Source organism: Klebsiella sp. 7-CIP_Kleb. (genome assembly GCF_050378655.1).
GTDB classification, from domain to species: domain Bacteria; phylum Pseudomonadota; class Gammaproteobacteria; order Enterobacterales; family Enterobacteriaceae; genus Klebsiella; species Klebsiella quasipneumoniae.
This window is the reverse complement of the sequence record NZ_JBNRLJ010000007.1, coordinates 1-21,399: the sequence shown is the minus strand read 5'-3', so window position 1 is coordinate 21,399 and position 21,399 is coordinate 1. Positions and strand designations below refer to the sequence as shown.

Here is a 21,399-nt window from a genome sequence, read left to right as displayed (position 1 = left end):
GCGTTATGCGCGCCAGGCTTTATAACGGTTAATCAGACCGTTAGTGGAGCTGTCGTGGCTGCTGACTTCGCTGCCGTCTTTCAGCTCCGGCAGGATGCGGTTAGCCAGCTGTTTGCCCAGCTCAACGCCCCACTGGTCGAAAGTGAAGATGTTGAGGATCGCGCCCTGGGTGAAGATTTTGTGCTCGTACAGAGCAATCAGCGCCCCGAGGCTGAACGGGGTGATCTCACGCAGCAGGATGGAGTTAGTCGGGCGGTTGCCTTCGAACACTTTGAACGGCACCACGTGCTCCAGGGTCGCCGGATCTTTACCCTGATCGCGATATTCCTGCTCCACCACCTCACGGGATTTACCGAAGGCCAGGGCTTCGGTCTGGGCGAAGAAGTTGGACAGCAGCTTCGGATGATGATCGGAGAGCGGGTTGTGGGTGATAGCCGGGGCGATGAAATCGCACGGTACCATTTTGGTGCCCTGATGGATCAGCTGGTAGAACGCGTGCTGACCGTTGGTGCCCGGCTCGCCCCAGATGATCGGACCCGTCTGGTAGTCCACGGCGTGGCCATTACGGTCAACATACTTACCATTGGACTCCATGTTGCCCTGCTGGAAGTAGGCGGCAAAACGGTGCATGTACTGGTCGTACGGCAGAATCGCTTCGGTTTCTGCCCCGAAGAAGTTGTTGTACCAGATACCGATCAGCGCCAGCAGTACCGGCAGGTTTTTCTCCGCCGGGGTGGTGGAGAAGTGTTTATCCATCGCATGCGCGCCGGACAGCAGCTCAACGAAGTTGTCGAAGCCCACGGAGAGAATGATGGACAGGCCAATCGCCGACCACAGGGAGTAACGGCCGCCAACCCAGTCCCAGAATTCGAACATGTTGGCGGTGTCGATGCCGAACTCGCCAACCGCTTTCGCGTTGGTGGAGAGCGCCGCGAAGTGTTTAGCCACGTGCTTGTCGTCGCCCGCGGTCGCCAGGAACCAGTCGCGCGCGCTGTGGGCGTTGGTCATGGTCTCCTGGGTGGTGAAGGTTTTGGACGCGACCAGGAACAGGGTGGTTTCCGGATTGACGCTCTTCAGCACTTCGGCAATGTGGGTGCCATCGACGTTGGAGACAAAGTGCATGTTGAGGTGGTTTTTATACGGACGCAGCGCTTCGGTGACCATGAACGGACCGAGGTCGGAGCCGCCGATACCAATGTTGACCACGTCGGTGATCGGTTTGCCGGTGTAGCCTTTCCAGCTACCGGAGATAATCGCTTCAGAGAAGGTTTTCATCTTCTCCAGCACAGCGTTCACTTCCGGCATCACATCTTTGCCATCAACCACAATCGGCGTGTTGCTGCGGTTGCGCAGCGCGACGTGGAGTACCGCGCGATCTTCGGTGCGGTTGATCTTTTCACCGGAGAACATCGACTTGATGGCGCCCGCCAGGTCGGTCTCTTTCGCCAGATCCTGTAGTTTAGCCAGCGTCTCTTCGGTGATGCGGTTTTTGGAGAAGTCCACCAGCATCAGATCGTCAAACGTCGCGGAAAACTTAGAAAAACGGTCGCTATCTTTGGCGAACAGCTCGCTGATAGTGACATCTTTCATTTCGTCGAAGTGTTTCTGTAATGCCTGCCAGGCAGAGGTCTGCGTTGGGTTGATGTTTTTCATTAGCAATACTCTTCTGATTTGAGATTGTGACTTCGGTCGATTGTAGCGCCGGTGACGGAAAATTGTGATGATTTTTGTGACTTGTCCCTGACGCCGGTCAGGAATCGGGTCAATACGGAGTAAAAAGCCCCATTAGTATAGCTATCATAAGGCTTTTTTCTGTTAGCCGCAGGGGCATGAAAAATCCGCATAACCGCAGCGTTGACATAGCTGGCGTTAAGCCTTTATATATCCGCAGTGCTTACGTATTGTAAGTATCTATTGCTCGCGCATTTCACGCTACAGCGAAAGGGTATTCGCGGGGGATATAATGTCCTTATTCCCCCGGCCAGGTGAAAGACGTCGGTAATTGCCAGAAGAGGTGCGTTGCCCAGGTAACCGTATTGGAGGAACCAGTCCGGCGAAAATACGTGAGGGGGAGCAACGCCGAGGTGAAAGAGCGTCTGGTTACGCTCCTCACCGGCCACAGGGGCTGAATCCCCTGGGTTGTCACCAGAAACGTTCGCAGTCGGGCGTTTCATACCCGAACACTTCAGCGCCCAGAGCGGTGAGTCGGGTCTACAAGGTGGAGCACTTCTGGGTGACATCGTAGTTGTTTATCATTCTGCGCCACCCTGTTTATCGCTCTTCCCTTGTGCCATGGCTGAATAATTTGGCCTGGCTTATTAAGACATTTTGTTGCGATCCGGCGGCATCCAGCCCCTGCCAGGATCGGTGTTCAGGAATCGTTTTAATAAGTCAGGCCCCCTGACACGAGGTTGTTATGACAGATTTAGTCGTCGCCAAATTTGGCGGCACCAGCGTTGCTGATTTTGACGCGATGAACCGCAGCATTGATGTGGCGCTGCTTGATGCCAATACCCGTATTGTTGTGCTCTCCGCCTCTGCCGGCGTGACCAACATTCTGGTGGCCTTAGCGGAAGGGCTGGAACCCACCGAACGTTTTTCCCAGCTGGACGCTCTGCGCCAGATCCAGTTCAATATTCTGGAGCGTTTGCGCTATCCCAACGTGATCCGCGAAGAGATTGAGCGCCTGCTGGAAAATATCACCACGCTGGCGGAAGCCGCCGCGCTCGCCTCCTCTAGCGCGCTGACTGACGAACTGGTCAGCCATGGCGAACTGATGTCCACCCTGCTGTTTGTGGAGATTCTGCGTGAACGCGGAATTCAGGCGCAATGGTTTGACGCCCGTAAAGTGCTGCGCACTAACGATCGCTTTGGCCGCGCCGAACCGGATATCGCCGCTGTCGCCGAACTGACCCAGCAGCAGCTGACGCCGCGTCTCGCGGAAGGCCTGGTGGTGACGCAGGGCTTTATCGGCAGCGAAGCGAAGGGCCGCACCACCACCCTCGGCCGCGGCGGCAGCGATTATACCGCCGCTCTGCTCGGCGAAGCGCTGAATGCCACCCGCGTCGATATCTGGACCGATGTGCCCGGGATCTATACGACCGACCCGCGCGTCGCACCAGCGGCGAAACGCATCGACGTCATCGCCTTTGAAGAGGCGGCGGAAATGGCCACCTTCGGCGCTAAAGTGCTGCACCCGGCGACCCTGCTGCCTGCCGTGCGCAGCGATATCCCGGTATTTGTCGGATCCAGTAAAGAACCTAAAGCGGGCGGTACGCTGGTGTGTAAAACCACCGAGAACCCGCCGCTGTTCCGTGCGCTGGCGCTGCGTCGCCGCCAGACGCTGCTGACGCTACACAGCCTGAATATGCTGCACTCCCGCGGCTTCCTCGCCGAAGTGTTCGGTATTCTGGCGCGCCATAACATCTCCGTCGATTTGATCACCACCTCCGAAGTGAGCGTGGCCCTGACCATGGACACCACTGGCTCAACCTCTGCGGGCGATACCCTGCTGACCCAGGCGCTGCTGACCGAGCTCTCCTCGCTGTGTCGCGTGGAAGTGGAAGAAGACCTGGCGCTGGTTGCCCTGATCGGCAACGAGCTGTCGAAAGCCTGCGGCGTCGGCAAAGAGGTGTTTGGCGTCCTTGATCCGTTTAACATCCGCATGATCTGCTATGGCGCATCCAGCCACAACCTCTGCTTCCTGGTCCCTGGCGCCGATGCGGAGAAGGTGGTGCAGACGTTGCATCATAATTTGTTTGAATAAAATTCCTTAGCACGATAAACAATACCTATAGCCGGGCTCGAACCCGGCTTTTTTATAACAACATCAACACAACCAGCTGACCAGCTCGCCGCCCTACCGGTTCGGCGCGGCCGGTTTGCGTATCGCAAGGAACACAACATGCTCGCAACTCTGACGCGGCTGTTCCCGTTATGGGCACTGCTGCTCTCCGTTCTGGCCTATTACACCCCCACCACTTTCACCCCGATCGGCCCGTGGGTTACCACCCTGCTGATGCTGATTATGTTCGGTATGGGGGTACATCTAAAGCTGGCGGATTTCAAACGCGTCCTGTCGCGTCCGGCGCCGGTCGCTGCAGGGATATTTCTGCACTATCTGGTGATGCCGCTCGCCGCCTGGCTGCTGGCGCTGCTGTTTCATATGCCGCCGGAGCTCTCCGCCGGGATGGTGCTGGTGGGCAGCGTCGCCAGCGGGACGGCCTCCAACGTGATGATCTTTCTGGCCAAAGGGGATGTGGCGCTGTCGGTGACTATCTCCTCGGTCTCCACCCTGGTCGGCGTCATCGCGACGCCGCTGCTGACCCGTCTGTACGTCGACGCGCACATTCAGGTCGACGTCATGGGGATGTTGCTGAGCATTCTGCAGATTGTGGTCATTCCCATCGCCCTGGGGCTGATTGTCCATCATCTGCTGCCGAAGGTGGTGAAAGCGGTGGAACCGTTCCTCCCCGCTTTCTCGATGGTGTGCATTCTGGCGATCATCAGCGCGGTGGTGGCGGGTTCCGCGGCCCATATCGCGTCCGTTGGCCTGGTGGTGATTATCGCGGTGATCCTGCATAACACCATTGGCCTGCTCGGCGGCTACTGGGGCGGACGTCTGTTTGGTTTTGATGAATCCACCTGCCGTACGCTGGCGATCGAGGTAGGGATGCAGAACTCCGGCCTGGCGGCCGCGCTGGGTAAAATTTACTTCGGCCCGCTGGCGGCGCTGCCGGGAGCCCTATTCTCCGTCTGGCATAACCTGTCCGGTTCGCTGCTGGCCGGATACTGGTCAGGGAAGCCCATCGCCAAAAAAGCCAGCAAGCGCTGAGCGTGACACGTCCGGGCGCAGGCCCGGGCGTGTGCGTTATCCAATCTGCAAACGTACTGGTTTACCTAACTTCATTAACATCATGACTAACGCATCCAGGGTAAACTTACTGGTTTTCTGATTGACCACATCTGAAATGCGTGGGCGCGAAATGCTCAACTTCGCGGCAGCATCGGCCTGCTTCAATTGATGTTCATCTATCCACTCAGCGATTTCCTGCATTAACTGTCGTTTAAGCGCCATCAACTGCTCAACTTCTTTTTCCGCTTGTCCGCGAAGCTGCTCTGCGTCAGCATCATCAAAGCCCAGTTCACTGAATATATTGCTCTCTTCAGAGGTCACATGACGGATACCATCCACACTCTTACGATTCATTTATGACTCCTGTGTTCCTGCTGTATAACCCGCAAACGGCTTCTGACAATCTGTTTTTCGTGTTCGGCGGTCCGTCGCGTCTTTTTGTTAAAACAGTGCAGGACATATATCGCCTCTGCAAAACGGGCCAGATAAATTACCCGATATGCACCGGAAAAGTGGCGCAGGCGGATTTCTTCAACCCCCCGCCCCAGTTGAGGCATTGCTTTCCAGTCCGCAGCCTCTAAACCCGACTGTAAACGATAAAGCTGGAATCCGGCATCTCTGCGGACGTCCTCAGGAAACTGGCGCAGATCGTCAAAGGAAGAGCCCATCCAGACGATACGCCTTAATCTCGGTTGCTGATTGAGCATACCACATCCTTGTATAAAATTTTATACACCACTCGCCCGATATTTATCGTCGATAACAGGTTGACCGTGCCGTTACCCTAAGCCAGTTCACCTCACGGGTCACGAACGAGGGAAATATTCTGCGAGGCGCTTTCCGGATGCGTTCTATTTTGCGCTGATTACCGTACACTGGGTGCTCTGGTCTGACTGAGGGCACCACCATGGCACTCCCCCGAATTACACAAAAAGAGATGACCGAGCGCGAACAGCGCGAATTGAAAACGCTGCTTGACCGCGCGCGCATTGCGCACGGCCGCCCGCTGAGCAATGCGGAAACGAACAGCGTGAAAAAGGAATATATCGATAAGCTGATGGCGCAGCGCGAAGCGGAAGCGAAGAAAGCCCGCCAGGTGAAAAAACAGCAGGCTTATAAGACGGATAAGGAAGCAACCTTTTCCTGGTCGGCGAATACGCCGACCCGCGGCAGGCGTTAGCGCCCTTTCTTTTTACGTCCCGGCTGGGTGAAACGTTTGCCGTTGCCAGCCGGGCGGCCTTTATCGTTGCTATTTTCCACCTTCACCACCGGGCGCTTGATCCCGGGGGTCGCCGCTTTGGCCTTCGGCTTCGCTTTCGGCTTCGCTTCGGAAGAGGAGTTTTCAATCAGCTTGAACAGGTCGATCAGCTCGTCATCGGTCAGATCGCGCCACTCACCCAACGGGATCCCCGTCAGGCTGACGTTCATGATCCGCGTACGCTCAAGCTTCGTCACTTCATAGCCAAAGTGCTCGCACATGCGACGGATCTGGCGGTTTAACCCCTGCACAAGGGTGATGCGGAAAACGAACGGCGCTTCTTTCTTTACCTTACATTTTTTGGTCACGGTCCCGAGAATCGGTACCCCCGCGCCCATGCCGCGAATGAACTCATCGGTCACCGGCTTATCGACCGTAACCAGATACTCTTTTTCATGGTCGTTGCCGGCACGCAGGATCTTATTCACCAGGTCGCCATGATTGGTGAGGAAAATCAGCCCCTGGGAGTCTTTATCCAGACGGCCGATAGGGAAGATACGCTTGCTGTGGTTGACGAAATCGACAATGTTGTCGCGCTCGCCGTCTTCTGTGGTGCTCACAATGCCGACCGGCTTATTCAGCGCAATCAGCACCAGATCATCCGCTTCGCGCGGCTCAATCAACCGTCCGTTAACTTTGACTAGGTCGCCAGGCTTCACCTGATCGCCAATCGTGGCGCGCTTGCCATTGATAAAGACGTTGCCTTGTTCAATAAAGCGGTCCGCTTCGCGACGCGAGCAGATGCCGCTTTCACTGATGTATTTGTTTAATCGGGTTGATGAGTCGGGCAGCATAGATTCTCCTGTAAAAGCGAAATATACCCTACCTTGTGGGCGAGAAAAAACCTGGATTGTATGATTCATTATCCAGAAGCTTCGTCGGGCTTGTGAACAGCATTCCGCTTACCTACATCATGCGCCATATCAGCGCGCCGGTATGGGGGCGATGCTAGAATTTCTGCTTCAATAATATTTTTAAAACAGGAAGAAAAGATGGAACTGCTGTTACTCAGTAACTCCACGCTGCCGGGGAAAGCCTGGCTGGAACATGCCCTGCCGCTGATTGCCGGTCAGGTCAAAGGGCGCCGTAAGGCGGTATTCATCCCCTTCGCTGGCGTGACGCAATCCTGGGATGATTACACGGCCAAAGTGGCTGCGGTTATGGCGCCCATGGCGGTCAGCGTAACCGGTATCCACAGCGTCGACGACCCTATCGCCGCCATTGAAAGCACCGAGATGGTGATCGTTGGCGGCGGGAACACCTTCCAGCTGTTGAAAGCGTGCCGCAGTCGCGGTCTGTTGGCGCCGATTGTCGATGTCGTCAAACGCGGGGCGCTGTATATCGGCTGGAGCGCAGGTTCAAACCTCGCCTGCCCGACCATTCGCACCACCAACGATATGCCGATTGTCGATCCGCAGGGATTTGATGCGCTGGGGCTGTTCCCGCTACAGATTAACCCGCACTTCACCAACGCGTTGCCGACCGGGCATCAGGGCGAAACCCGCGAACAGCGTATCCGCGAACTGCTGGTCGTGGCGCCGGAATTAACGGTGATTGGTTTGCCGGAAGGAAACTGGATCCAGGTCACCGATGGTCACGCGACGCTCGGTGGCCCGAACCCGACGCTGTTGTTCAAAGCGGGGGAAGAAGCGATAACCCTGCCTGCGGGCCACCGCTTCTGAGGCTGGGTGGCTAACGTTTCCCGGATAGCGGCGCATTGCGCCTTATCCGGGCTGCCTCAACGGGACGTCCAAACGCAAAACCCCGGTTAGCACAGCGTCGCCGGGGAATGGCTCAGTAGTCATCCCGTTCGTCGTCTTCATCCGGTTGCTCCATCACGCTGTAAGCCACCGAGCAGAACAGGCTGTTCAGGCGCTTCATATCCCCCAGCAGCGCCAGATGCAACGTACTGGTTTCGATACTCTGCACGTTCTGCTGATGCAGACGGTCAACGTGCGCATGCGAGTAGCGGCGGTTAAGAATGCGGAACCGGTGTTTGCTGCGCCGCAGGCGACGAGCGCTCGGCACATCGCTGGAGAAGAAGACCGACATCGCCAGCTGCAGATTGCTGAGCAGCAGATCGTACAGGGCGTCCAGCTCCTTTAACCCTTCCACCGAGAAGGCGCGACGCGCCGCCAGCGATTTATCGGCGATCTCGCTGCCCATCCGCTCGACGATATCGGAGGCCTGCTCGAGGTTTAACGACATCTCAATAATTTCCGCCCAGCGCCGGGACTCTTCTTCCGCCAGCTCATCCTTTGGCATTCGCGCCAGATAGAGCTTAATGGCGGTGTAGAGGACGTTGATATCGTCCGCCATGCGGCGCAGTTCTTTCTCCTGACGCGGTTCGCCATGCATCACCTTATGCAGGCTCTCCATCATTTGCTCCATCGCGTCGCCAATGCGCAGCGTCTCGCGTGCGGCGTTGGCTAGCGCCAGCGCCGGGGTGTCCAGCGCCGACGGGTCAAGATGCTTGGGTTTGAGATGGTTATCCAGCTCGGGTTCATCGCGGATCATGCGCTGGCACAGCTTCGCCATCGGTCCGGCAAAGGGCACCATCGCGATGCAGCGCAGCAGGTTATAAAAGACGTGAAAGTAGATAACCAGCTCAGACTCCGCCAACGGCAGCTTGTGCATCGCCGCGGCCAGCGGATGGACGAACGGCAGAATGATCAGGCTCCCCACCAGCTTAAACAGCAGGCTGCCCAGCGCCACCCGGCGCGCCGCCGCGTTCGCCGCGCTGTTGTTGAGCATCGCCAACAGCCCCGATCCCAGGTTGGCGCCAATCACCAGGCACAGCGCCACCGGGAAAGAGATCGCTCCCGCCGCGGTCAGCGTCGCGGTCAGCAGCACCGCCGCCAGGCTGGAGTAGCTAATGATCGCGAATACAGCGCCAATCAAGGCATCCAGCATGATATCCCCGGTCAGCGAGGCAAAAATCACCTGCACGCCGTTGGCCTGGGTAATGGGGTGGACGGCCTGCACAATCAGCTCCAGGGCCAACAGGATCAGCCCAAGGCCGATCCCCACTCGCCCCAGCTGCCCGGCGCGGGTCTGCTTGCGGCCGAGGAAGAAAATCACCCCGATAAATATCAACAACGGCGACAGCCACGACAGGTCGAAGGTCAGTACCCTCGCCATCAGCGCCGTCCCGACGTCGGCGCCCAGCACCATCACCAGCGCCGGCGTGAGGCCCACTAAATCCTGGGCGACAAACGAGGTCACCAGCATGGTGGTGGCATTGCTGCTTTGTACCAGCGCAGTCACGCCAAGACCCGCGCAGAAGGCGAGCGGCTTTTTCTCTACGCTGCTACTGAGAACGGTACGTAGGCGAGCGCCATAGACGCGCATCACCCCGGTACGCACGATATGCGTGCCCCACACCAGCAGAGCGACCGCGGACAACAGGTGTAGCAGAGTTAACACGGAATCAGCTTCTCCTTATCGTTATAGGTGTTCCGACGTTCTGGAACCTATCTCAGTATAAGGGGTTAACCTCAATAAAGAGACAAGGCGCTCACAGAGCGCCTTGTTAGTTGTAAGGAAAGATGACGACTAGTCCGCATCATAGCCCAGATTAGGGGCTAACCAGCGCTCGACTTCCGCCGGGGTCATCCCTTTACGCCGCGCGTAGTCTTCGACCTGGTCGCGCTGGATCTGCGCCACGGCGAAGTACTTGCTGTCCGGATGGCTGAAATACCAGCCGGAAACCGATGCCCCCGGCCACATGGCGAACGATTCGGTAAGCTTCATGCCGGTATGGGCTTCGACGTCCAGCAACTGCCAGATGGTGCCTTTTTCAGTGTGCTCCGGACAGGCCGGATACCCCGGCGCCGGACGGATCCCTTGGTAATTCTCGCGAATAAGTTCCTCATTGCTGAGGTTCTCATTGGCCGCATACCCCCAGTAGACCTTGCGCACTTTCTCGTGCAGATACTCGGCGAAGGCTTCCGCCAGACGATCGGCGATGGCCTTGATCATGATCTTGTTATAGTCGTCATGCTGCGCTTCATAGGCCTCCGCCAGCGCGTCCTCTTCCAGGCCGCCGGTGACGGCGAAGGCGCCAATGTAGTCCGCTTTGCCGCTCAGCTTCGGCGCCACAAAGTCGGCGAGGCAGTAGTTGGCGAAGCCGACCTTCTCCGTCTGCTGGCGCAGGTGATGGCTCACCGTCAGCACGTGGGTGCGGGTTTCATCGCGATAGATTTCAATATCGTCGTCCACCCGGTTGGCCGGGAACAGGCCCACCACGCCGCGCGGGTTGAGGGTTTTCTCTGCGCTCAGTTTATCCAGCAGCTCGTTAGCGTCTTTGAACAGGCGCTGCGCCTCTTCCCCTACCACTTCATCTTCCAGAATGCGCGGATATTTACCCGCCAGCGACCAGGTCATAAAGAACGGCGTCCAGTCGATGTAATTGCGTAGCGTCTCGATACTGGCTTCCACCTCCTGAATCCCCAGGCGATGGGCCACCGGCGGCGTATAGCTCTCCCAGTCAAAGGCCAGATCGTTTTCCCGTGCGGCCGCCAGGGTCACCGGCGGGGTGCGCGGTTTTTTACGCCCATGCTGGATACGCACGGTTTCATACTCTTTGCGCGTGCGGGCGACAAACTCATCGCGCTGCGTATCCGAGAGCAGCGCAGCCACCACCCCGACGGTGCGCGAGGCGTTCTGTACGTAAACGGTCGGGCCGCTGTAGTTCTGCTCGATTTTCACCGCCGTATGCGCTTTCGAGGTGGTTGCGCCGCCAATAAGCAGCGGGATGGTAAAGCCCTGACGCTCCATCTCTTTCGCCACGTTAACCATCTCGTCGAGCGACGGGGTGATCAGCCCGGAAAGGCCGATGAGATCCGCGTTCACCTCTTTGGCGGTTTTGAGAATTTTATCCGCCGGGACCATCACGCCAAGATCGATGATTTCGTAGTTATTACACTGCAGCACCACGCCGACGATGTTTTTGCCGATGTCATGAACGTCGCCTTTTACCGTGGCAATCACCATTTTGCCGTTACTGGAGCCCTGTTCTTTACTGGCTTCGATAAACGGCTCAAGGTAGGCCACCGCCTGTTTCATGACGCGAGCGGATTTCACCACCTGCGGCAGGAACATTTTGCCTTCGCCGAACAGATCGCCGACCACGTTCATGCCGTCCATCAGCGGCCCTTCGATCACCTCAATCGGGCGGGCAGCCTGCTGACGCGCTTCTTCGGTGTCCTGTTCGATAAATTCGGTAATGCCCTTCACCAGCGAATATTCGAGGCGTTTTTTCACCTCCCAGCTGCGCCACTCCGCCTGCTGGGCATTGGCGCCGTCGTCAACTTTACTGCCGCGATATTTTTCCGCCAGTTCGAGCAATCTTTCGGTGCTGTCATCGCGGCGGTTGAGGATCACGTCCTCCACCGCGTCGCGCAGCTCGCCCGGCAGGTCATCATAGATGGCCAGCTGACCGGCATTGACGATCCCCATATCCATGCCGTTGCGGATCGCATAGTAGAGGAATACGGCGTGGATCGCCTCACGAACCGGGTCATTGCCGCGGAAAGAGAAGGAGACGTTGGAGACCCCGCCGGAGATCAGCGCATGCGGCAGCTCGCGTTTGATGTCTTCGCAGGCGCCGATAAAGTCCTGGGCATAGTTATTGTGTTCTTCGATACCGGTCGCCACCGCAAAGATATTCGGGTCAAAGATAATATCTTCTGGCGGGAAGCCGACCTCTTCGGTGAGGATTTTGTAGGCGCGACGGCAAATCTCAATTTTACGTTCGCGGGTATCAGCCTGGCCCACTTCGTCAAAGGCCATCACCACTACCGCAGCGCCGTAGCGGCGAACCAGTTTCGCATGGTGGATAAAGGGTTCGACGCCCTCTTTCATCGAAATCGAGTTAACGATGCCTTTGCCCTGAATGCATTTCAGGCCTTTCTCAATAACTTCCCACTTGGAGGAGTCGATCATGATCGGCACGCGGGCAATGTCCGGCTCGCCGGCAATCAGGTTGAGGAAGCGCACCATCGCCGCTTCTGCGTCGAGCATCCCCTCGTCCATGTTGATATCGATAATCTGCGCGCCGCTTTCCACCTGCTGACGCGCGACGTCCAGCGCTTCGCTGTACTTCTCTTCTTTGATTAAGCGTTTAAATTTCGCCGAGCCGGTAACGTTGGTACGTTCGCCGACGTTAACGAACAGGCTGTCATCGCCGATATTGAGCGGCTCAAGGCCGGCGAGGCGGCAGGCCACCGCGATTTCCGGCAGCTGGCGCGGCGGCAGGCCCGCTACCGCCCGGCTCATGGCGGCGATATGCTCCGGGGTCGTACCGCAGCAGCCGCCGACGATATTAAGGAAACCGGCTTCCGCCCATTCGCGGATCTGCGCCGCCATGGTATCGGCATCCAGATCGTATTCGCCGAAGGCGTTGGGCAGGCCGGCGTTCGGGTGCGCGGTGACGTAGCATTCAGCGATGCGCGAGAGCTCCTGGACGTACTGGCGCAGTTCGTCCGGCCCGAGGGCGCAGTTCAGACCAAACGATAAGGCTTCGGCGTGGCGCAGCGAGTTATAGAAAGCTTCGGTGGTCTGCCCGGAAAGCGTGCGGCCGGAGGCATCGGTAATGGTGCCGGAGATCATCAGCGGCAGGTCAACGCCCAGCGCCTCCATCTCCTCTTTTACCGCATAGATGGCCGCTTTGGCATTCAGGGTATCAAATACCGTTTCAATCAGGATCAGATCCACGCCACCTTCCACCAGCGCCCGGGTGGATTCGCGATAGGCGGCCACCAGCTGGTCAAAGGTAATATTACGGAACGCCGGATCGTTCACATCAGGCGAAATGGAGGCGGTGCGGTTAGTTGGGCCAAGCACGCCCGCGACGTAGCGCGGTTTTTCCGGCGTGCGGGCCGTCCAGGCGTCGGCGCTGGCGCGGGCCAGCTTCGCCGCCGCAAAGTTGATCTCTGCCGACAGGGATTCCATCTGGTAATCCGCCATCGCGATGGTTGTCGAGTTAAAGGTGTTGGTCTCAATGATATCCGCGCCGGCCTCGAAGTAGGCGTCGTGGATCTCGCGGATCACCTCGGGCTTGCTGAGCACCAGCAGGTCGTTGTTGCCTTTCAGGTCGCACGGCCAGTCAGCAAAGCGCTCACCGCGAAAGTCCTGCTCACTCAGACGATAGCCCTGGATCATGGTGCCCATGCCCCCATCCAGAACCAGAATACGTTCTTTTAACTGCTGATGCAGTTGCTCAACTTTGCTGCTCACACTTGCTCCCGACAACGCTCAACTCAGGCCAAATAGCCAACAAACCATACTGGCATAAACCACCGGAGCGGAAAAGACAACAACGGGCAATATGAGACATGTTCAGCTTCACTCCTCCGATGAGTCCGGTAGTGATTGCATTATCACCAAATAAAACGAAAATTATTTCCACGATACAGAAAAAGGAGTCCGCGATGGCCACTACCCCCGTTCCCGCGAAACGCGGCAGAAAACCCGCGGCTGCCACCGCCCAGCAGGCTGGCGGTCAGGTTCAGTCGCTGACCCGCGGCCTGAAATTGCTCGAATGGATTGCCGAATCCCACAGCAGCGTCGCGCTGACCGAGCTGGCGCAGCAGGCGGGTCTGCCTAACTCAACCACTCACCGCCTGCTGACCACCATGCAGCAGCTGGGTTTCGTCCGCCAGGTCGGCGAGCTGGGCCACTGGGCCGTCGGCGCGCATGCCTTCGTGGTCGGCAGCAGCTTTCTGCAAAGCCGCAATCTGCTGGCGATTGTCCACCCGATCCTGCGCCAGCTGATGGAAGATTCCGGTGAAACGGTGAATCTGGCAGTGCTTGACCAGAGCGACCACCAGGCGATCATTATCGACCAGGTGCAGTGCACCCAGCTGATGCGGATGTCGGCGCCGATCGGCGGAAAACTGCCGATGCACGCCTCCGGCGCCGGGAAGGCGTTCCTCTCGCAGCTGAGCGAAGAGCAGGTTACCAGCCTCCTGCACCGTAAAGGGCTACATGCCTATACGCATGCCACGCTGGTCTCGCCGCTGCATCTGAAGGAAGATTTAGCGCAGACCCGCAAGCGGGGCTACTCGTTCGATGACGAGGAGCACGCGCTCGGCCTGCGCTGCGTCGCCGCCTGCATTTATGATGAACACCGCGAACCGTTCGCGGCAATCTCCATCTCCGGCCCCATCTCACGCATGACCGATGACCGGGTGACCGAGCTGGGCGCGCTGGTCATTAAGGCCGCGAAAGAGGTCACGCTGGCATACGGCGGGGTTAAATAAAAAAAAATGCCCCACCGGGGCATTTTAAGTAGGCCTGATAAGCGTAGCGCCATCAGGCAGATCGGCGCACCTTGCCGGATGGCGGCGTAAACGCCTTATCCGGCCTACTGTCAGCGCCATAGCGTACGCTAAAACGCTGCTTGCGCCGGTAGGCGTAGACATCTTCCACATGGCCGTTTTTAATCCGCGTCTGCAGTTCGCGCCAGTAGTCGGCGCGCAGCAGGTCGGCATGCATCTCCTCAAACAGCGGCCCAATGCGCGGGTCGGCACACAGCCAGTGGCGGAACTCCTCCGGGAACACATCCCCCGGCGAGACGCTGTACCACGGCTCGCTGGCCAGCTCATCCTCGGGATAGCGCGGCGGTGGGATCTGGCGAAAATTCACTTCCGTCATATAGCAGATTTCGTCATAGTCGTAGAACACCACCCGGCCGTGGCGGGTGACGCCGAAGTTTTTAAACAGCATATCGCCGGGAAAGATGTTGGCGGCGGCCAGCTGGCGGATAGCATTCCCATACTCTTCTACCGCATCGCGTAGCGCCTGGCCGTTAACCTGCTCCAGCCACAGGTTGAGCGGCACCATTCGCCGTTCAATATACAGATGACTGATGACAATCCGGTCGCCGAGGTCGGTCAGTTTGTTCCCCGCCTCCGCCTGCAGCAGCGCCAGCAGCGCCGGCGCGATTTGTCGTTTCTCCAGCACGAAATTTTCAAACTCCTGCGTGTCCGCCATCCGCCCGACGCGGTCATGCTCCTTTACCAGCTGATAGCAGGCGCGCACGTGGGCGGCGGTCATCTCTTTCTGCGGCGCGAAGCGGTCTTTGATCACCTTAAACACCCGGTCAAACCCCGGCAGGGTAAACACCAGCATCACCATCCCGCGAATGCCCGGCGCCTCAATAAACTGCTCATCGCAGCGAGCGATGTAGTGCAGATATTCACGATAGCTTTCGGTTTTGGCGTGCTTCTGGCAGCCAATCGCCATATACAGCTCGGCCGTGGTTTTCCCCGGCAGGATCTCGCGCAGCCATTCCACCAGGGCGCCGGGCAGTGGCGCATAAACCATAAAATAGGAACGCGCGAAGCCAAACACGATACTCGCTTCGGCATGGGTGGTCAGGCAGGTATCGACAAACAGCTCGCCCTCGTCGCTGCGATGGATCGGCAGCAAAAAGGGCAGCGTGGTCATCGGCATCACCAGTTTGCCCACCAGCCAGGCGGCTTTATTACGATAGAACAGCTCATTGGCGACCTGCAGATGACAGGTGGCGAGCAGTTCCTCCCCCAGCGCCTCCTGCAGACTGGCAATGATATAGCCGATATCCCGCGCTTTATTTTGCCACGGCAGCCGCAGCGGCAGATCGGACAGCACTTTACCCAGCAGGTGCGGCCAGCCGCGATCGGCAAAAAAATCTTTCGCCAGCGGTCGCGGAAGGGTGCGAAAAGGACGCTCGGGCTGCGAGCTGAAAATAAAGAGCCGCTCGGGGGTCAGCGAGCGGTGGTCAAACAGGCGGCAGTAGACCGAATTGAAAAAGCTCTCGGCAATTTCAAAACGAGGGTAATCCGGCAGCAAACGGGTGTAGTGGGCTTTCACCCGCAGCAAAAAGTCGGCATCCGTGCTCTTTCCCTCCGTGATGCAGCGCAGCTGCTCCACCACCAGACCCACATGGTGGTCATAGAGGTGGATCCGCTGTTTCATCGCCTGCTGCACCGCATGCCAGTCGGCCTGTTCAAAGCGCTGCTGCGCGCCGGAAGTCACTTCGAGAAAACGCCCATACTGAGCGTCAAATCCCTGCAATATCGTTTGGGCAATCAGTAATTCCAGACCACGCGTCATCGAACTCCCCCATCCGGCACCACGTCTAGGCCGAATGGCGCGCTCGCTTATCCGGCCTGGATCCCTTCACTGGCCCGGTTAGCGTCGTGCCACCGGGCATGGCTCAAAACTGATCTTCTTCGGTCGAGCCGGTCAGCGCCGTCACCGACGAGGCGCCGCCCTGGATAATGGTGGTGACCTTGTCGAAGTAGCCGGTACCCACCTCCTGCTGATGCGAGACGAAGGTATAGCCTTCCGGCCCGGCGGCGAATTCCGGCTGCTGCACTTTTTCAACATAATGGCGCATCCCCTCACCCTGAGCGTAAGCATGGGCGAGGTCGAACATGTTGAACCACATGCTGTGGATCCCGGCGAGGGTAATAAACTGGTACTTGTATCCCATGTCCGACAGCTGCTGCTGGAAGCTGGCGATGGTTTTATCATCGAGATTTTTCTTCCAGTTAAACGACGGCGAGCAGTTATAGGCCAGCAGTTTGCCTGGGAAACGCGCATGAATGGCTTCAGCAAAGCGACGCGCCTGCTCAAGATCCGGTTTCGACGTTTCACACCACACCAGGTCCGCATACGGCGCATAGGCCAGCCCGCGGCTGATCGCCTGCTCGATCCCGGCATGGGTGCGGAAGAACCCTTCGCTGGTGCGATCCCCGGTAATAAACTCACGATCGTACGGATCGCAGTCTGAGGTAATTAAATCGGCAGCGTCAGCATCGGTACGGGCGATCACCAGCGTCGGGACCCCCATCACGTCAGCCGCCAGACGCGCCGCCACCAGTTTCTGTATCGCTTCCTGGGTCGGGACCAGCACTTTACCGCCCATATGACCGCACTTCTTCACCGACGCCAGCTGATCTTCGAAGTGAACAGCCGCTGCACCGGCTTCAATCATCGATTTCATCAGCTCGAAGGCATTAAGGACGCCGCCAAAACCGGCTTCCGCATCCGCCACGATCGGCAGGAAATAGTCGATAAAGCGCGGATCGTTCGGCTCAATCCCGGCTGACCACTGGATCTGATCGGCGCGGCGGAAGGTATTGTTGATCCGATCCACCACCGCCGGTACCGAGTTGGCCGGGTACAGCGATTGATCCGGGTACATGCTGGACGCCAGGTTAGCATCCGCCGCCACCTGCCAGCCGGAGAGATAAATGGCTTCGATGCCGGCCTTCGCCTGCTGCAAGGCCTGGCCGCCGGTCAGCGCGCCAAGGCTGTTGATGTACCCTTTCTTTGCTTCACCGTGCAGCAGACGCCACATTTTCGCCGCGCCAAGCTGCGCCAGCGTGCATTCCGGGTTCACCGAGCCGCGTAATTTCACCACCTCTTCCGCGCTGTACGGGCGGGTAATCCCTTCCCAGCGCGGGTTCGTCCACTCTTTGTTTAATTCTTCGATTTGTTGGGTACGGGTTTTCATGTGCAGATGCTCCATATAATTTCCTGGCTCTCCAGGCGCATTGGTGAAGGACTAAATGGCGAACCACACCATCTGGCGATTAGGCCAGCAGGCGGTAGCCCGGTAATGTCAGAAAATCAATCAGTTCATCAGAGGTGGTGATCTGCTCCATCAGCCGCGCCGCATCGTCAAAGCGGCCATGGCTGAAGCGGTGCTCTCCCAGCTCTTCCTGAATCACCATCAGCTCTTCCGCCAGCCACTGGCGGAACAGCGCTTTTGTGACCGGCGTGCCGTCGTTCAGGGTTTTCTGATGATGGATCCACTGCCAGATAGAGGTGCGCGAGATCTCAGCTGTCGCGGCGTCTTCCATCAGGCCATAAATCGGTACGCAGCCGTTGCCGGAGATCCAGGCTTCGATGTACTGCACCGCCACGCGAATGTTGGCGCGCATCCCGGCTTCCGTGCGCTCGCCCTCGCAGGGGGCCAGCAGCTGTTCGGCGGTAATGGGCGCGTCCTCGCTACGGGTCACCGAGAGCTGATTCGGCTTGTCGCCGAGCACGCGGTTAAACACCGCCATGGCGGTATCCGCCAGCCCAGGATGGGCGATCCAGGTGCCATCGTGACCGTTGTTCGCCTCCAGCTCTTTGTCGGCGGTGACTTTATTCAGCACCTGACGGTTACGCTCGACATCTTTGCTCGGGATAAAGGCCGCCATCCCGCCCATCGCAAACGCCCCGCGTTTGTGGCAGGTCTTAATCAACAACCGTGAGTAGGCGCTAAGGAAGGGTTTATCCATCGTCACCACCTGGCGGTCCGGCAGTACGCGGTCCGGATGGTTTTTCAGCGTCTTGATATAGCTGAAGATATAATCCCAGCGGCCGCAATTCAGGCCGACAATATGGTCGCGAAGCGCATGCAGGATCTCATCCATCTGGAACACCGCCGGCAGTGTTTCAATCAGCAGCGTGGCCTTGATGGTGCCGCGCGGCAAATCAAAGCGATCTTCAGTAAAGCTGAAGACATCGTTCCACCATGCCGCCTCTTGCCAGGCCTGGGTTTTTGGCAGATAGAAGTAGGGACCACTTCCTTTCGCCAGCAGCGCCTGGTAGTTATGAAAGAAATAGAGCGCAAAATCGAAAAGACTGCCGGGGATGGCCTCATTACGCCAGGTCACATGCTTTTCCGGCAGGTGCAGACCGCGCACACGGCATACCAGCACAGCGGGATTGGGCTGCAGTTGATAGATTTTGCCAGCCTCATTGGTGTAGCTGATGGTCCCGTTCACGGCATCGCGTAGGTTGATTTGACCATCAATGACTTTACGCCAGTCAGGCGCCAGCGAATCCTCAAAGTCCGCCATAAAGACTTTTACGTTAGCGTTCAACGCGTTAATGACCATCTTGCGCTCGACGGGGCCGGTAATTTCAACGCGGCGATCCTGTAAATCCGCCGGGATACCACGAATGGTCCAGTCGCTATTTCTAATGGAAGCAGTTTCCGAAATAAAATCCGGCAGCTGTCCATCGTCAATAGCCTGCTGCTGCTGCAGACGCGCGGCCAGCAGTTTATTGCGCGCCGGCGTAAAGCGGCTCACCAGTTCCGTCAGAAATTCTACCGCCTCAGGCGTTAAGATCTGCTTCTCCTGCTCGCCATAGGGCTGACTAAAGGCCAGTTCATCGGTGATTGTCGCCTGCTGCGTCATTGTGCTGCTCCTCTTGGTTGATCCGCTGGAAGCGAGCGAAAGATCGTTGTGCAGTTTTCGCTCAGCACAATTAAGACTACTCAATTAATTTTCAAAATCAAAAACAATTTCCATTTTAATTTTAAAATGACATTAACATATTGATAACAATGGAATTAAAGTTATCATCAGCTGTGAGGTGAATTTCGGAAATAAAAAAGGCACCCGAAGGTGCCAGAGGCAAAGTGCTGAAACGCTTTAGGATCGTTTCGTGCGGAGTATTACTCCAGCGTTGGATTCATATGCCGCAGATCGTATGGTGTAATTTGGTAGACGTAATAGTTCAGCCAGTTAGCGAACAGCAGATTACCGTGGCTGCGCCAGGTAGCGCGCGGTTTGTTCTGCGGGTCGTTTTGCGGAAAATAGTTGTGGGGAACCTCAGGGTTCAAACCGGCTTCCACATCGCGGAAATATTCACTTGCCAGGGTATTGGCATCGTACTCGGGGTGGCCGGTGACAAAGGCGATACGCTTATCTTTACTGGCGAACAGATACGCATCGCCCTCTTCTGTCTCCGCGAGGATCTCGAGATCGGTATAGTCACGGATAAGCCCTGCCGGAAAGTCAGCATAGCGTGAGTGTGGGGCGAGGAAAGAGTCGTCGAAACCGCGGGTCAGTAAGGCGTGTGGGTGTAGAATATGGTGTTCATAGACGCCAGAAATCTTTTCGGCACGGGTTTGCTTGGGAATGCCGTACAGAATATTCAGCGCGGCCTGCACCGCCCAACAGACGAACAGCGTCGAAGTGACGTGATCCTTGGCCCACTCCAGCACCTGTTTGATCTGCGGCCAGTAAGCGACATCATTAAATTCAACCAGGCCTAAAGGAGCGCCGGTGACGATCAAGCCGTCAAAGTTCTGATCGCAGATCTCATCGAAATTGCAGTAAAAGTTATTCAGATGCTCCGCCGGCGTATTACGTGACTCACGTGCATCGATGCGTAATAACTGGATGTCCACCTGCAGCGGAGAGTTCGACAGCAAACGCAGGAACTGATTCTCCGTCTCGATTTTCTTCGGCATCAGGTTGAGGATTAACACCTTCAGGGGGCGGATTTCCTGAGTTGTTGCACGCGTTGTCGTCATTACAAAGACGTTTTCATTGCGCAAGAAATTGACGGCTGGTAGCTCGTCCTGCACCCGAATTGGCATAACTCTATTACCTCATAGCATACGTATAAACGTTTAGACATCCAGATAGCTGAAGATAACCAGGAATCGGGTGAATGTCGAGTCTGCATGTTCACGGTGAGAAAATTTCACGGCGCGCATTGAGTTAGAATATAAGAATGAAGAAAAGGAGAAAATATGGTTATTAGCATCCGCCGTTCCCGGCCTGATGAAGGGGATAAACTGATTGCGATCTGGTGTCGGTCGGTCGACGCCACCCACGACTTTCTGTCAAAAGCGTATCGAAAGGAGCTGGAGGAGATGGTACGCGCATTTTTACCGGAGGCTCCGCTGTGGGTGGCGGTTAACACGGAGGACCAGCCGATCGCCTTTATGCTACTGACCGGAGATCATATGGATGCGCTGTTCGTCGATCCAGATGTCCGCGGCTGCGGTGTGGGGAGATTGCTGATTGAGCATGCGCTGTCGTTAACGCCGAAGCTGACGACAAACGTAAATGAGCAGAATGAACAAGCGGTCGGGTTTTATCAGAGAATGGGTTTTAGGGTGACAGGGCGGTCTGAAACGGACGATCTGGGGCAACCGTATCCGTTATTGAATTTGATACATGAGCAGCAGGCTGAAGCAGACTAAGATTGACGTCGCAACTGCTAACCCTTAGACAGGAGCCTCTCCGGAGACGGTGCTGCGCACCTTGTCCGGGCTACGGATCGTGTAGCCCCGGTAAGCGCAGCGCCACCGGGGAGGCATGCCAGCATTCTCGCCGGATGACACAAACGCAAAAAAGCTCAGCCTTCCGACTGAGCTTTCTGCTTTATTTGATGCCTGGCAGTTCCCTACTCTCACATGGGGAGACCCCACACTACCATCGGCGCTACGGCGTTTCACTTCTGAGTTCGGCATGGGGTCAGGTGGGACCACCGCGCT

16 protein-coding genes, 1 rRNA gene and 1 riboswitch are annotated in these 21,399 nt (G+C 57.3%); of the genes, 6 read left to right on the top strand and 11 right to left on the bottom strand.

The window, feature by feature from the left end; translation table 11 throughout:
- Positions 1-3: 3 nt before the first annotated feature.
- Complete coding sequence (gene pgi, locus ACQUTI_RS20520) at positions 4-1,653, bottom strand: glucose-6-phosphate isomerase (RefSeq protein ID WP_004206271.1); 1,650 nt, start codon at positions 1,651-1,653, stop codon at positions 4-6.
- 348 nt (positions 1,654-2,001) lie between these two features.
- Positions 2,002-2,237: riboswitch (Lysine riboswitch) on the top strand.
- Positions 2,238-2,416: 179 nt separating this feature from the next.
- On the opposite strand from pgi, the gene lysC reads away from it, so the two are divergent.
- Positions 2,417-3,766, top strand: coding sequence for a lysine-sensitive aspartokinase 3 (lysC, locus tag ACQUTI_RS20515; protein ID WP_017900129.1), 1,350 nt, complete (start codon positions 2,417-2,419; stop codon positions 3,764-3,766).
- A 138-nt stretch (positions 3,767-3,904) separates the two neighbouring features.
- A complete protein-coding gene (panS, locus tag ACQUTI_RS20510) occupies positions 3,905-4,834 on the top strand; it encodes a ketopantoate/pantoate/pantothenate transporter PanS (protein ID WP_017900130.1) in 930 nt (309 codons plus the stop codon).
- Positions 4,835-4,870: 36 nt separating this feature from the next.
- Here panS and ACQUTI_RS20505 read toward each other — a convergent pair whose 3' ends face one another.
- Together ACQUTI_RS20505 and ACQUTI_RS20500 are read right to left on the bottom strand one after the other, a co-directional pair.
- Positions 4,871-5,209 carry a helix-turn-helix domain-containing protein gene (locus ACQUTI_RS20505; protein ID WP_004206819.1) on the bottom strand — a complete coding sequence of 113 codons (339 nt, stop codon included), beginning with the start codon at positions 5,207-5,209 and terminating at the stop codon, positions 4,871-4,873.
- The gene (locus tag ACQUTI_RS20500; protein WP_004206820.1) at positions 5,206-5,562 is read right to left on the bottom strand and encodes a type II toxin-antitoxin system RelE/ParE family toxin; all 357 of its coding nucleotides are present in this window, start codon (positions 5,560-5,562) and stop codon (positions 5,206-5,208) included. The genes ACQUTI_RS20505 and ACQUTI_RS20500 overlap by 4 nt, the downstream gene beginning before the upstream one ends.
- Before the next feature lie 200 nt (positions 5,563-5,762).
- Between ACQUTI_RS20500 and ACQUTI_RS20495 the strand changes: the two genes are divergently transcribed.
- The gene (locus ACQUTI_RS20495) at positions 5,763-6,035 is read left to right on the top strand and encodes a DUF3811 domain-containing protein (RefSeq protein ID WP_004177859.1); all 273 of its coding nucleotides are present in this window, start codon (positions 5,763-5,765) and stop codon (positions 6,033-6,035) included.
- Here the strand turns inward: ACQUTI_RS20495 and rluF are convergent.
- Entirely contained in the window at positions 6,032-6,907 is an 876-nt protein-coding gene (gene rluF / locus ACQUTI_RS20490; RefSeq protein ID WP_017900131.1) for a 23S rRNA pseudouridine(2604) synthase RluF, read from the bottom strand. The two genes, ACQUTI_RS20495 and rluF, sit on opposite strands and share 4 nt — an antisense overlap.
- A 198-nt stretch (positions 6,908-7,105) precedes the next feature.
- On the opposite strand from rluF, the gene pepE reads away from it, so the two are divergent.
- Positions 7,106-7,795 carry a dipeptidase PepE gene (gene pepE, locus ACQUTI_RS20485; RefSeq protein WP_004206823.1) on the top strand — a complete coding sequence of 230 codons (690 nt, stop codon included), beginning with the start codon at positions 7,106-7,108 and terminating at the stop codon, positions 7,793-7,795.
- Positions 7,796-7,907: 112 nt separating this feature from the next.
- Here the strand turns inward: pepE and ACQUTI_RS20480 are convergent, their stop codons facing one another.
- Positions 7,908-9,539 (bottom strand): Na/Pi cotransporter family protein, encoded by a 1,632-nt coding sequence (locus ACQUTI_RS20480; protein ID WP_023319475.1) that lies wholly within the window; start codon positions 9,537-9,539, stop codon positions 7,908-7,910.
- A 129-nt stretch (positions 9,540-9,668) separates the two neighbouring features.
- Positions 9,669-13,352, bottom strand: a complete 3,684-nt coding sequence (gene metH, locus ACQUTI_RS20475) for a methionine synthase (protein ID WP_117263614.1) — start codon at positions 13,350-13,352, stop codon at positions 9,669-9,671.
- Between the two features lie 194 nt (positions 13,353-13,546).
- On the opposite strand from metH, the gene iclR reads away from it, so the two are divergent.
- A complete protein-coding gene (gene iclR / locus ACQUTI_RS20470; protein ID WP_004206826.1) occupies positions 13,547-14,377 on the top strand; it encodes a glyoxylate bypass operon transcriptional repressor IclR in 831 nt (276 codons plus the stop codon).
- A 52-nt stretch (positions 14,378-14,429) separates the two neighbouring features.
- On the opposite strand, the gene aceK is transcribed toward iclR, so the two are convergent.
- The 4 genes from aceK to metA form a co-directional block, all read right to left on the bottom strand.
- The gene (aceK, locus tag ACQUTI_RS20465) at positions 14,430-16,214 is read right to left on the bottom strand and encodes a bifunctional isocitrate dehydrogenase kinase/phosphatase (RefSeq protein ID WP_004206827.1); all 1,785 of its coding nucleotides are present in this window, start codon (positions 16,212-16,214) and stop codon (positions 14,430-14,432) included.
- 103 nt (positions 16,215-16,317) lie between these two features.
- On the bottom strand, positions 16,318-17,622 hold the full coding sequence (gene aceA / locus ACQUTI_RS20460) for an isocitrate lyase (RefSeq protein ID WP_004206828.1): 1,305 nt from the start codon (positions 17,620-17,622) through the stop codon (positions 16,318-16,320).
- A gap of 79 nt (positions 17,623-17,701) precedes the next feature.
- A complete protein-coding gene (gene aceB / locus ACQUTI_RS20455) occupies positions 17,702-19,303 on the bottom strand; it encodes a malate synthase A (protein ID WP_032456808.1) in 1,602 nt (533 codons plus the stop codon).
- A gap of 260 nt (positions 19,304-19,563) precedes the next feature.
- Positions 19,564-20,493 (bottom strand): homoserine O-acetyltransferase MetA, encoded by a 930-nt coding sequence (gene metA / locus ACQUTI_RS20450; protein ID WP_004206830.1) that lies wholly within the window; start codon positions 20,491-20,493, stop codon positions 19,564-19,566.
- Between the two features lie 156 nt (positions 20,494-20,649).
- Here metA and ACQUTI_RS20445 point away from each other — a divergent pair, with 156 nt between their 5' ends.
- A complete protein-coding gene (locus ACQUTI_RS20445) occupies positions 20,650-21,105 on the top strand; it encodes an acetyltransferase (protein WP_004206832.1) in 456 nt (151 codons plus the stop codon).
- Between the two features lie 190 nt (positions 21,106-21,295).
- On the opposite strand, the gene rrf is transcribed toward ACQUTI_RS20445, so the two are convergent.
- Positions 21,296-21,399: ribosomal RNA gene (rrf, locus tag ACQUTI_RS20440) — 5S ribosomal RNA — on the bottom strand; the annotation flags it as partial.

What these genes read in the sequence shown, in the direction of transcription:
- pgi (WP_004206271.1), bottom strand. Translation starts at nt 1,653, where the DNA reads ATGAAAAACATCAACCCAACGCAGACCTCTGCCTGGCAGGCATTACAG.
- lysC (WP_017900129.1), top strand. Translation starts at nt 2,417, where the DNA reads ATGACAGATTTAGTCGTCGCCAAATTTGGCGGCACCAGCGTTGCTGAT.
- panS (WP_017900130.1), top strand. Translation starts at nt 3,905, where the DNA reads ATGCTCGCAACTCTGACGCGGCTGTTCCCGTTATGGGCACTGCTGCTC.
- ACQUTI_RS20505 (WP_004206819.1), bottom strand. Translation starts at nt 5,209, where the DNA reads ATGAATCGTAAGAGTGTGGATGGTATCCGTCATGTGACCTCTGAAGAG.
- ACQUTI_RS20500 (WP_004206820.1), bottom strand. Translation starts at nt 5,562, where the DNA reads ATGCTCAATCAGCAACCGAGATTAAGGCGTATCGTCTGGATGGGCTCT.
- ACQUTI_RS20495 (WP_004177859.1), top strand. Translation starts at nt 5,763, where the DNA reads ATGGCACTCCCCCGAATTACACAAAAAGAGATGACCGAGCGCGAACAG.
- rluF (WP_017900131.1), bottom strand. Translation starts at nt 6,907, where the DNA reads ATGCTGCCCGACTCATCAACCCGATTAAACAAATACATCAGTGAAAGC.
- pepE (WP_004206823.1), top strand. Translation starts at nt 7,106, where the DNA reads ATGGAACTGCTGTTACTCAGTAACTCCACGCTGCCGGGGAAAGCCTGG.
- iclR (WP_004206826.1), top strand. Translation starts at nt 13,547, where the DNA reads ATGGCCACTACCCCCGTTCCCGCGAAACGCGGCAGAAAACCCGCGGCT.
- aceK (WP_004206827.1), bottom strand. Translation starts at nt 16,214, where the DNA reads ATGACGCGTGGTCTGGAATTACTGATTGCCCAAACGATATTGCAGGGA.
- aceA (WP_004206828.1), bottom strand. Translation starts at nt 17,622, where the DNA reads ATGAAAACCCGTACCCAACAAATCGAAGAATTAAACAAAGAGTGGACG.
- aceB (WP_032456808.1), bottom strand. Translation starts at nt 19,303, where the DNA reads ATGACGCAGCAGGCGACAATCACCGATGAACTGGCCTTTAGTCAGCCC.
- metA (WP_004206830.1), bottom strand. Translation starts at nt 20,493, where the DNA reads ATGCCAATTCGGGTGCAGGACGAGCTACCAGCCGTCAATTTCTTGCGC.
- ACQUTI_RS20445 (WP_004206832.1), top strand. Translation starts at nt 20,650, where the DNA reads ATGGTTATTAGCATCCGCCGTTCCCGGCCTGATGAAGGGGATAAACTG.